Annotated in this window: 12 protein-coding genes and 1 riboswitch; of the genes, 6 read left to right on the forward strand and 6 right to left on the reverse strand. The window is 28.5% G+C overall.

What is annotated here, in order from left to right; all coding sequences use genetic code 11:
* Positions 1-25: 25 nt before the first annotated feature.
* Genes BN1711_RS02540 through BN1711_RS02550 form a run of 3 tightly spaced genes read right to left on the reverse strand, consistent with a single transcriptional unit; the run spans position 26 to position 2,975 of the window.
* Positions 26-1,000, reverse strand: coding sequence for an acyl-CoA dehydratase activase (locus BN1711_RS02540; protein ID WP_050606622.1), 975 nt, complete (start codon positions 998-1,000; stop codon positions 26-28).
* On the reverse strand, positions 981-2,078 hold the full coding sequence (locus BN1711_RS02545; protein ID WP_050606623.1) for an acyl-CoA dehydratase activase-related protein: 1,098 nt from the start codon (positions 2,076-2,078) through the stop codon (positions 981-983). The genes BN1711_RS02540 and BN1711_RS02545 overlap by 20 nt, the downstream gene beginning before the upstream one ends.
* A 3-nt stretch (positions 2,079-2,081) precedes the next feature.
* Positions 2,082-2,975 (reverse strand): acyl-CoA dehydratase activase-related protein, encoded by an 894-nt coding sequence (locus tag BN1711_RS02550; RefSeq protein WP_050606624.1) that lies wholly within the window; start codon positions 2,973-2,975, stop codon positions 2,082-2,084.
* A gap of 738 nt (positions 2,976-3,713) precedes the next feature.
* On the opposite strand from BN1711_RS02550, the gene BN1711_RS02555 reads away from it, so the two are divergent.
* The 6 genes from BN1711_RS02555 to BN1711_RS02580 all read left to right on the forward strand — a co-directional run bounded on the left by BN1711_RS02555 (position 3,714) and on the right by BN1711_RS02580 (position 9,833).
* A complete protein-coding gene (locus tag BN1711_RS02555; RefSeq protein ID WP_050606625.1) occupies positions 3,714-4,274 on the forward strand; it encodes a helix-turn-helix domain-containing protein in 561 nt (186 codons plus the stop codon).
* Between the two features lie 34 nt (positions 4,275-4,308).
* Positions 4,309-5,211: a trans-4-hydroxy-L-proline dehydratase activase gene (locus tag BN1711_RS02560; RefSeq protein WP_050606626.1), complete on the forward strand. Its 903-nt coding sequence runs from the start codon at positions 4,309-4,311 to the stop codon at positions 5,209-5,211.
* Positions 5,212-5,217: 6 nt separating this feature from the next.
* Complete coding sequence (gene hypD, locus BN1711_RS02565; RefSeq protein ID WP_050606627.1) at positions 5,218-7,581, forward strand: trans-4-hydroxy-L-proline dehydratase; 2,364 nt, start codon at positions 5,218-5,220, stop codon at positions 7,579-7,581.
* A gap of 115 nt (positions 7,582-7,696) precedes the next feature.
* A complete protein-coding gene (gene proC / locus BN1711_RS02570) occupies positions 7,697-8,503 on the forward strand; it encodes a pyrroline-5-carboxylate reductase (protein ID WP_050606628.1) in 807 nt (268 codons plus the stop codon).
* Between the two features lie 137 nt (positions 8,504-8,640).
* Positions 8,641-8,919 carry a pyrimidine/purine nucleoside phosphorylase gene (ppnP, locus tag BN1711_RS02575; RefSeq protein ID WP_050606629.1) on the forward strand — a complete coding sequence of 93 codons (279 nt, stop codon included), beginning with the start codon at positions 8,641-8,643 and terminating at the stop codon, positions 8,917-8,919.
* Positions 8,920-8,954: 35 nt separating this feature from the next.
* Positions 8,955-9,833, forward strand: coding sequence for a sulfite exporter TauE/SafE family protein (locus tag BN1711_RS02580; protein WP_050608419.1), 879 nt, complete (start codon positions 8,955-8,957; stop codon positions 9,831-9,833).
* Between the two features lie 66 nt (positions 9,834-9,899).
* Here BN1711_RS02580 and BN1711_RS02585 read toward each other — a convergent pair whose 3' ends face one another.
* From BN1711_RS02585 to crcB, 3 genes are all read right to left on the reverse strand, one after another.
* Positions 9,900-10,193: a P-II family nitrogen regulator gene (locus BN1711_RS02585; protein WP_050606630.1), complete on the reverse strand. Its 294-nt coding sequence runs from the start codon at positions 10,191-10,193 to the stop codon at positions 9,900-9,902.
* Positions 10,194-10,207: 14 nt separating this feature from the next.
* The gene (locus BN1711_RS02590; RefSeq protein WP_050606631.1) at positions 10,208-10,906 is read right to left on the reverse strand and encodes a DUF1538 family protein; all 699 of its coding nucleotides are present in this window, start codon (positions 10,904-10,906) and stop codon (positions 10,208-10,210) included.
* Between the two features lie 181 nt (positions 10,907-11,087).
* Positions 11,088-11,462 carry a fluoride efflux transporter CrcB gene (crcB, locus tag BN1711_RS02595; protein ID WP_050606632.1) on the reverse strand — a complete coding sequence of 125 codons (375 nt, stop codon included), beginning with the start codon at positions 11,460-11,462 and terminating at the stop codon, positions 11,088-11,090.
* Between the two features lie 47 nt (positions 11,463-11,509).
* Positions 11,510-11,569, reverse strand: a riboswitch (Fluoride riboswitch).
* Positions 11,570-11,599 lie beyond the last annotated feature (30 nt).

Below are 11,599 nucleotides of genomic sequence, written 5' to 3' on the forward strand. Positions count from 1 at the left end.
GGATGTGATTTTTAATATGTTTTATTTATAATGAGGATTTATTATAAGAATAATTTTCGGTCCATTTTCCACATCTATCACCGAAAGAACCAATTATATCATTACCATCTAGAATCCTAACAATTTCACATTCATTACCACATCCACTACATTCAAAACTCTTTGATATAAATTTTGAATTTGATATGTTAAAACCTCTAAAATTAGTTTTACATTTAGTTCTTTCAATTTTATTTTTAGCCATAAGGGCTGCACCTATAGCACCCATAATTTTATGATTTTTAGGGACAATTATATCACAATTAAGGGCTTCTTCAAAGGAAGATTTAATTCCCTTATTAGCAGCAACACCACCTTGAAAAAATATTTTAGGTAGAATTTCTTTTCCTTTAGCAACGTTATTTAAATAATTTCTCACTAAAGCATCACAAAGACCTTTAATTATATTTGATTGACTATAACCTAATTGCTGCTTATGAATCATATCAGATTCAGCGAATACAGCACATCTTCCAGCAATTCTTACCTGAGTATCAGCTTTGAGGGCTAAATTTCCAAAGTTTTCTATAGGTATACTTAATCTTTCCGCCTGTCTATCTATAAAAGAGCCAGTGCCAGCGGCACATACTGTATTCATAGCAAAGTCTGTTACTATACCGTTTCTTAATATGATTATTTTAGAATCTTGTCCGCCTATTTCTAATATGGTTTTTACATTTTTGTCCAAATTAAGAGAAGCTACTGCATGAGCGGTTATTTCATTTTTTACTATGTCTGCTCCAACTAAAAAGGAACCTATTACTCTACCACTTCCAGTAGTTCCTACTGCTTTTATTTGTTTATCGTCATATTTTTCACCAAGAATTCTAAAACCTTCTTGAATAGTTTTTATAGGATCTCCTTTAGTTCTTAAATATAAGGAATCAATAACATTCATTTGACTATCTGTAATTACAATGTCTGTACTTACAGAACCAACATCAACTCCCATATAATACATTATCTCGTCTCCTTTCAAGTAAATCAATAAAAGCTTCTATCCTAGTTATATACCCAGCTTCACCAGTCATTTCATCTACGACTAGACTCATTATTGGTATATCTTCATTGTTAGATATAGTAGGAAGTATGGATTTTGAAACTATCTCTGGCATACAACCTAGTGGGAAAATTTGAATAATGCCATCAAAACCTTCTTTTTTTGCAAGCATAGCCTCGCCAATACATTCCCTACCATGTCCTCCTATATAAAGAGGTAAATATTTTCTTGAAGCTTTACGTATATTTAAAGAGTTAAGTTTTAAGGGAGATAAAGCAGCATTTTTTACCCACCAACTAGGATAAAGTCCTTTTTTTGTACTTACACCTAAATTCATAAGTTTATCTTCTATATACAAATTAGAGAAAGGCTCCATTATTGTATAAATTTCTCCTATTATGGCTATTTTTATAGGATTCTTATTTTTATCTATAGGAACATTATTTAGTTTATTTTTGTAATTCCTTAATAAATTAAGCATTTCCGATGGTGAGTTACATTTAAAAGCTTCAGTTTTACAACTATAGAGGATATCTTTACATTCTCCTTTATTTATTTCATATCCAGCCTTAAATCTAGCTACTTTTTCTATATCATCTATAAAATTTATTACCTTTAAACCATATATTAAAGATTTAAATTTTTCTTTTGAAGTTTTGGTACTTTCATTAGAAATTATAGATATTCTATTTAGAAATTCTTTAGTTCCTATAGATTTAGGATAATCAATAACTATAAAATTTAGATTATATCCTAATCTTTTTAATATTTTCATTTGTAGTTCACAGTATTCACCAAATCTACAGGGACCACAACTACCAGGAATAACTATAGTGTCAGCACCTTTTTTTATAGCTCCAATATAGTTTCCTATCATAATTTTAAAAGGTAGACAAATTTCTTCTGGTGAATAGAGAGAACCTATCTCTAAAGCTTTTTTGTTACTTAATTTAGGCATTACATAATCTATACCTAAAGCATCAAAAGTAACTTTAGCGGCATAACAACTATTACCAAAGTGTGGAAAAGTAATCTTCAAGTTCTAACTACATCTCCTTTCTAGCATATCTGCAAAAGCTTCTAGCCTAGTATAAAATCCAGCCTCTCCAGTTTGCTCATCAATTTTTAATACTAAAATAGGGAAGTCTTTTAATTCATCTTTTATGAGCTCTATAACAATAGAATCTATACCACAAGCGAAGGAAGAAATATAAATTATACCTTGTACTTTATTAGTTTTTGCCAAATAAGTAGCTGAGCCATACGAATTTTTTGCAAATGTCCAAAAAGGTTTTTTAAATAATTTATCAATTTGTTTATTTATATCTTCTTCTTGTACATATTCTTCTGTTATAACGCCTACACCTAATTTATCTAATTTTTTAATTATATCTAAGTTTGTATATTTATCATAAATATTATAAGGATGGCCTAATAAAGCTATATTTATATTTTTATTTAATTTTTTTATACCAGTAAATGTATTTTGCTGCTTTTTTATTGCTATATTTAACGCTTTATTTATTTTATAAAGGTTTTTAGTTACTTTTAATCCAGATTTTATAGCCCATTTTTTTAGTTCTTTTATAGAAGTAGCATATATAGGATAGGTTATACATTTTGGCATATCAGGTATGCTGTACTTAATCATTTCTGGTAAACCACAAAATTTGGGACATATATATTTATTTTTTTCCAATTGCATTATACGTGGAATCAACAAAATATCACATTTATCTTTAATATCCATAACATGACCATGAAATATTTTAACAGGTAAACAGGCATCATCTACAGAAAGTTTTACACCTTTGTTTAAAATATCTTTATTGGTATCTTCAGATGTTATGATTTCACAACCCAATTCCTCGAAAAAACTTTTTAAAAAAACATTATATTTATAATATAAAAGCCCTTTTGGTATTCCAACTATCATAGAACATTCTCCTTAAAAAATATATTCATTAGTAATTATTTACCAATAAATAAAAACTATTCACTAAATGATTTTATTTTACAGATAATATTGTTTTTATAAAAAATGAATTTAGTATGAAATTATATGGAGAACATGAAACTTGTATGAGGAGCAATATATTACAAAAAATCTTAAATAAAGTGATAGTAAATCTAAAATTATAGTGAAAGAAGTATCAAAGAAAAATGGATATTTAGGAGAAGAGCAATAAAAATTATATATCATAAGGGTCATAAAAATAAAAAGATGATTTTAAATCTTCAATAAAAATATAGTTTAATGTTAATAAAATCGGATATTTAAAGTATTTATATAGAATAATTACTATAAATACTTATTATTTTCACCATAATGAAATAAAGTTTAATAATTATCAAAAAAGTGCTAGACTTTAATATACATATATACTATAATGACAATAGAGATATTAATAATATTTTAACAATGATAAGGTATTCTAATTATATGAATATTAAAGATTTTAGTCTTTTATGTTGATATTTGTAGATTTGCTTTTGAGGAAAATTTATCAGTAGCATAAAATTCATAATAATGAAATATAATTAGATATAACTTAACACAAGAATAACCCCTTATATCTGAATATTTAAAATTTCAATTATTTAATTAATTTTCTGTTATATATTTACGTGATATAATGGAAAAGTAAAAATATGTAGAATGAGGGGATTACTTATGATAAATGATATAGGTAAGAAGATAAAAAAATTAAGAACCAACAAAAAATTAACATTAAAAGAATTAAGTGAGCAAACAGATTTATCTATAGGATTTTTATCTCAGCTAGAAAGAGGATTAACAACAGTAGCTATAGACTCTTTAAGCAAAATTGCTAAACAATTAGGTGTAGATTTAACATATTTCTTTGAGGCTCCTAAAAAGAGTAAAAAAATTTTATTAAGAAGCTATGAAAAGGAAATATTTCAAGTAGAAAATAATAGATTTATTAAGTATAACTTAAGTAATAATCTAGAAGATAAAAGTTTTCTACCAAGATTAATAGAAATATTACCTTCACGTAATAATGAAAATCTTATTTCATATCAGCATGAAGGTGAAGAATTTGTTTATGTTTTAGAGGGCATACTTACTTTAATATTGGGAGAAGATGAAAAAGAACTATATCCTGGCGATAGTGCTCATTATGATTCAAGTGTAAAACATAATTGGGCTAATTATACAAGTAAACCAGTTAGATTATTAACAGTTAATACACCTAATATTTTCAAGGAGTAGTAAAGTTAAGAAACCTAAATAGGGGGATGATTTTATGAGTAAAGGGACTGTTATAAATATACAAAAATATTCTGTACATGATGGTCCGGGGATACGTACAACAGTATTTTTTAAAGGATGTCCTTTAAGTTGTTGGTGGTGTCATAATCCAGAGAGTCAAAGGAAAGAACACGAAATTATGTTTTTTAAAGAAAGATGTACAGGATGTGGGGTTTGTGTTAAAAGGTGTCCACAAAATGCCATAGAAATAAAAGATAACTATCCAGTGGTAAACAAGGATAAGTGTAACTTATGTGGAAAATGTACGGATTTTTGTCCTAGCAATGCTAGACAATATGTAGGAAAAGATATGACAGAAAATGAAATTTTTAAAGAAATAATGAAAGACGAAATATTTTATGAAGAATCTGGTGGAGGGGTAACCTTCTCTGGAGGAGAACCAATGCTTCAAGCAGAGCTTATAAATGAAGTGTTAAACCAATGCAGGATAAAAGGAGTACATACAACGATAGATACTAGTGGATATGTATCTTGGGATAAATTTGACAAAATAAGAGATAAAGTAGATCTATTCTTATATGATTTAAAGCTTATGGATAATGAAAGACATAAAAAATATATAGGAGTAGATAATAAAATAATATTAGAAAATCTTAAAAAGCTTTCAGATAATGGCCATAATATATATATTCGTATGCCAATAATTGTAGGGGTAAACGATGATGATGAAAATATAGATAAAGCTATTGAATTTATATCTAAGTTAAATATAATTCATGTAAACTTATTACCATATCATAAGATGGGAATGGACAAGTATAAAAGAATTAATATGAAGTATAAACTTTCAGGTGATGAAAAACCATCTGATGAAAAAATGAATGAGATAGCTAATAAATTTAAAAAAGCTGCTATAAAAGTAAAAATAGGGGGTTAAGTTATTATGATGACTGAAAGAGTAAAAAAATTAAGAGAGCAAAGTTTGAATGCTGTACCACGTATTTCAATGGAAAGAACTCAGATTGTTACTGATGTTTACAAAAAATATGAAGGAACAGTATCAATTCCAGTATTAAGAGCCTTAGTTTTAAAGGAGTTGCTTGAAAGAAAAACTCTTTGCATTAATGATGGAGAACTTATAGTAGGAGAGAGAGGGGAAGCTCCAGCAGCTACACCAACTTATCCAGAATTATGTTGTCATACTATTGAAGATTTTGATATTATGGACAAACGTGATAAAATATCTTTTAAAACTACTGATGGAGATAAAAAAATACAAGAAGAATTAATTATTCCTTTCTGGGAAAGAAGATCCATGAGACATAAAATTTTAAGCAAAATGACACCAGAATGGAAAACATGTTACGAATTAGGTATATTCACTGAATTTATGGAACAAAGAGGCCCTGGACATACTGCAGGTGGAGATAAATACTATAAAAAAGGATTCTTAGATATAAAAAAAGATATAGAGGAAGCTATAGCTAAATTAGATTATTTAAATGATGATGAAGCATTAGATAAAAAAGAACAGTTAGATGCTATGAATATAGCTTGTGACGCTATAATAATTTATGGAAAGCGTTATTCAGAATATGCAGCTAAATTAGCAAAGGAAGAAAAAGATCCGCAAAGAAAAAAAGAATTAATGGAAATATCAGAAGTTTGCGCTTGGGTACCAGCTCATGCACCAAGAACATTTAGAGAAGCATTACAAATGTATTGGTTTGTTCACTTATGTGTAATTTCTGAATTAAATCCTTGGGATGCATTTAATCCAGGAAGACTAGATCAACATTTATATCCTTTCTATAAAAAGGAAACAGAATCAGGTACTTTAGATAGAGAACAAGCAAGAGAATTATTACAATGCTTCTGGGTTAAATTTAATAATCAACCGGCTCCACCAAAAGTTGGTATAACACTAAAAGAAAGTGGAACTTATACTGATTTTGCAAATATAAATAGTGGTGGAATGAAAGCTGATGGCTCAGATGGAGTTAATGATGTAAGCTATTTAGTACTTGAAGTAATAGATGAAATGAGATTACTACAACCAAGTTCTAACGTACAAATAAGTAAAAAGACACCACAAAAGTTCTTAAAGAAAGCTTGTGAAATTATAAGAAAAGGTTGGGGTCAACCATCAATATTTAATGCAGATTCTGTAGTTCAAGAATTAGTTAGGGCAGGAAAATCTATAGAAGATGCTAGATGCGGAGGAACTAGTGGTTGTGTTGAAGCTGGTGCCTTTGGTAAAGAAGCTTATATATTAACAGGATATATGAATTTACCAAAGATATTAGAAGTTACATTACTAAATGGTGTAGACTCTCAAACTGGTAAACAAATAGGATTAAAAACAGGAGATATAACTACATTAAAAACTTATGATGATATATTTGAAGCATTTAAAAAACAACTTAAATATTTTATTGATATAAAAGTAAATGGTAACAGAGTTATAGAAAGAATGTACGCAACATTAATGCCAGTTCCATTTCTATCAGTTATTACAGATGATTGTGTTACTAAAGGAAAAGATTATAATGCAGGTGGAGCTAGATATAATACAAGCTATATACAAGGTGTTGGTATAGGAACAATTACAGATAGTTTATCTGCAATTAAATATCAAGTATTTGATAAAAAGAATATAACAATGGAAGAATTAATGGAGGCCTTAAAGAATAACTTTGAAGGACACGAAGATATTCTTAATTTAGTTAAAAATAAGACTCCTAAGTATGGTAATGATGATGACTATGCTGATGAAATAATGCAACAGGTATTTAATGCTTACTATAATGAAGTAAATGGAAGACCAAACGGTAGAGGTGGTTCTTATAGAATAGATATGCTTCCAACTACATGCCATGTTTATTTTGGATCAGTTATAAATGCTACTCCAGATGGAAGAAAGGCTAATGTACCAGTATCAGAAGGTATTTCTCCATCAAAGGGAGGAGATATAAATGGACCAACAGCAGTTGTAAAATCAGCAGCTAAAATGGATCATTTAAGAACAGGTGGTACTTTATTAAATCAAAAATTTACTCCATCTGTAGTTCAAGGAGAAGCTGGATTAGATGGAATGACAAACTTAGTAAGAGCTTATTTTAGAATGGATGGACATCATATTCAATTTAATGTTGTAAGCAAAGATTTATTATTAAAAGCACAACAAAATCCAGATGAATATAAAGATCTTATAGTTCGTGTTGCTGGATATAGTGATTACTTTAATAATTTAGATAGAGTATTACAAAATGAAATTATAGAAAGAACAGAACAAACTGGTTTCTAAAAAATAAAATTAGTATTTATATAAAAAAAGTGTGCAATAATTGTCTTAGGTAGTAAAAGTGTAGTAATGCATATTTACTACCTAAGAAATTAATTATATTTGGGAGGTTATATTAATGAATAAAGTAATAGGTTTTATTGGTGCAGGAAACATGGGCCAAGCTATGGTTGGAGGAATAGTTAATGCAAAATTAGTTACTCCAGAGAACATAATTATAGGTGATTTAAGTGAAAAAAATCTAGAAAAGGCTAAGGAAAAATTTGGAGTAAAAATTACAACAGATAATAATGAAGTAGCTAAAATAGCAGATATATTAGTCTTATCTGTTAAACCTAATTTATATCCTATAGTTATAAAGGGAATAAAAGACCAAGTAAAAGATGACGTAATAATAGTTACTATAGCAGCTGGAAAGGCTTTAGAAGATACAGAGGCTACTTTTGGAAAGAGAATAAAGATAGTTAGAGTTATGCCAAATACTCCAGCATTAGTAGGTGAAGGTATGGCAGCTATTTGTCCTAATGATTTAGTTTCTAAAGAAGAAGCAGAAGAAGTTATTAGTATGTTTGAAAGTTTTGGAAAGGCTGAAATAGTTCCAGAAAAATTAATGGATGCTGTAACATCAGTAAGTGGATCATCACCTGCTTATGTATATATGTTTATAGAAGCTATGGCTGATGCAGCTGTATTAGATGGAATGCCAAGAGATAAAGCATATAAATTTGCAGCTCAAGCAGTATTAGGTTCAGCAAAGATGGTTTTAGAAACTGGAATGCATCCAGGAGCTTTAAAAGATATGGTTTGTTCACCAGCAGGAACAACTATAGAAGCTGTGGCAACTCTTGAAGAAGAAGGATTTAGAAGTGCTGTTATTAAAGCTATGAGAAGTTGTACAAGAAAATCTCAAGAAATGTCTAAATAGTTTTTAATATATATTTTTAGCATTCTACTTTTATTAAGTAGAATGCTGAAAATGTATTTATAGGTAAACTACATACATAAATGAAATGTGAAATTAATAGTCAGAAAATTGAAGAAATTGAAATAAAGAGGTGCAATATGAAAGTAAATGATTATTTTGATGGAAAAGTAAAGTCAGTTGCATTTGAAAACAATGAAGGAGTGGCAACTATGGGGCTTATGGATATAGGAGAATATGAATTTTCTACATCTAAGCAAGAAACTATGACTGTAGTTAGTGGAAAAATTGTTGCTAAATTGCCAGGAGAGGATAGTTGGAAGGAATTTAATAAGGGTGAAACTTTTATAGTAGAAGCTAATAAAAAGTTTAATGTAAAAATTGAAGAACAAACAGCTTACACATGTTTTTATAAATAATTAAAATTAAGGACAAAAGAGGAGGGGTACAAATGATGGTAACTGCTATATGGGTTGCATTAATAATTTTAGCAATATGGTTTGGATTTGTATTATTTAGGGACTTTATTAAGAATAAAGATAACTTAGAAAATGTATCTTGGGTAAAAACTGCAGTAATCGGATTTATAGTTAACTTTTTTGATGTACTAGGTATAGGAGCTTTTGCACCACAAACGGCTTTATTAAAGTTAACAAAACAAACAGAAGATAGAATATTACCGGGAACATTAAATGCAGCAAATACAATTCCAGTTTTGATAGAAGCTATAATATTTATTAAGATTATAGAAGTTGGTTCAGTTACTTTAATAGCTATGTTACTTGCAGCAGCAATAGGAGCTGTTATAGGTGCAGGAATAGTGTCAAAACTTCCAGAAAAGGTTATACAAATTACTATGGGAGTAGCTTTATTAATAACAGCTTATTTTATGCTTGCAGGTCAATTACATTGGATGCCAGGTGGGGGAGATGCTATAGCGTTAACAGGATCAAAATTAATTATAGCAGTAGTAGTAAACTTTATATTAGGAGCGTTAATGACAGCAGGAATAGGATTATATGCTCCTTGTATGGCTTTAGTTTATATGCTTGGAATGTCTCCAAAGGTTGCCTTCCCTATAATGATGGGTTCATGTGCATTTTTAATGCCACCTGCATCAGTTAAGTTTGTTAAGGAAGGAGCTTATAATAGAAAAGCTAGTGTATCAATGTGTATAGCAGGAACAGTAGGGGTTTTAATAGCTGCATTTTTAGTAAAATCATTACCAATGGATATATTACGTTGGTTAGTTATAGCTGTAGTAATATATACTTCTTTAGTGATGTTAAAATCTGCAGTAAAAAATAAAAAAACTGAAAATTTAGTAGCTTAGTATGTAATTAAAGGGGGAGTAATACTTCCCCTTTTTATTTATAGTAATTTTTAATGGGTAATAATTTTATATGCCTTTTATATTATAAATAGGAAATGTAAAAAGTATTCCTTTGCCTGGATGATTAAGTTTACCTGATCTTACTACAGTATTTATTATAGTTTCACAAATTCCATCTTCACATATTATTAATATAATTTCTTTAGAAGATTCTATATGAAAGTCAAAGTATTTTTTAATTTCTTCTTCTCCAGTACCTCTACCATAAAATATTGTAGCACCTTTGGCTCCTACACTTTTAGCATCATTAACTATTTTAGAGGCCTTTCCTCTTTCTACAATAGTAACTATGCATATCAAGGGTAAAACCTCCTTTATTTTGTGATTATACCTAATAATAATACAAATATAATAGGACCAATAGAAGTAAGTCCAACTATACCAAAAGCATTTAAAAGGGGATCGGAATTTTCAATAACTTTGGATAAACCTAGAGCTATGGTGAGATTTAAAGGTATATTTACAGGTCCTGTTGTAGAACTTGCACAATCTATAGCTATTCCGATTATTTCTTCAGGAGCTAAAAATAATAATATTGTTGAAATTATAAAAAGGGGAATAACAATTTTAGAAGTTTTAATATTAAATAATATTTTACATATGCCTATGGATAATCCTGTACCAAATCCACAAGCTACTGTATACATAAGAAAATTTTTAGAAATTGATCCTATAGAAATTTCATCTACTTCCATTGCTAAAGCAGTTAAGGCTGGCTCTACAAGAGTTGTACAAAATCCAATTCCGAATACTAGTAATATAATAAACCATTTATTTTTTAGTAATATTAAATTTCTACCAACGGATTCTCCAAGTGGTAATAGAAAAAGATTTGTTCCTTCTATAAACAAGAATAAACCTAAAGTACTTAGTATAACCCCTAATGTAAAAGTTTTTATATTTTTCATTGGTTTTTTAAATATGAATAGTTGAATGAAGAGCATGAGTGTAGTTATAGGTAAGATATTTTTAAAGGTATTCCATAATCCTTTAAAAATATAAGAAAGTTTCATTGAATCCCTCCTATATACACTTTATATTGTATCATATTAAGAGAAATAACCAAAATTTGAGATACCAACTTATAAATAATTTTAACTTTCAAATGGAAAGTTAAAATTATTTATAATATTGGTTTCCTATTACATTAGAAGTGCATTTATCTTCATCTATATTGTTATCAAAGTTGTGATGTTATCTTATATGTAAGATAGATTTTCCTAATATAATGCCTAAAAAACTTAAGAATAAATTTAAACATGTGTTTAAGCAGGCTAAAGTATAATTTCTACTAGTAAAAAAGCTTACAGTTTCATAACTAAAAGTAGAAAAAGTTGTAAGTCCACCCATAATACCTGTGGTAAGAAATAACCTCAAATCAGGAGAAATTAAAGTTGTTGTTGAGTTTATTTCCATTATTAAACCAAAAAATAATCCACCAAGTATATTTACAATTAATGTACCATAGGGAAATTGAGTACCAAAAAATTTTTGAAAGTTTATAGTTATAAGATATCTTAAAGAAGCTCCTAGAAATCCTCCAATTCCAACATAAAATAGTCTTTGCATTTGTGATTCCTCCTACAAAAGTTAAAAAACTCCTACTTTAAACAAATTATAAAGTAGGAGTTATTAGCGTAAAGCATTTAAAGGTGAACTCCATCACCTAATATATATTATACTACAATTATTAATAATAAGTTACT

The sequence above is a fragment of the Clostridium niameyense genome (assembly GCF_001243045.1).
Taxonomy (GTDB): domain Bacteria; phylum Bacillota; class Clostridia; order Clostridiales; family Clostridiaceae; genus Clostridium_F; species Clostridium_F niameyense.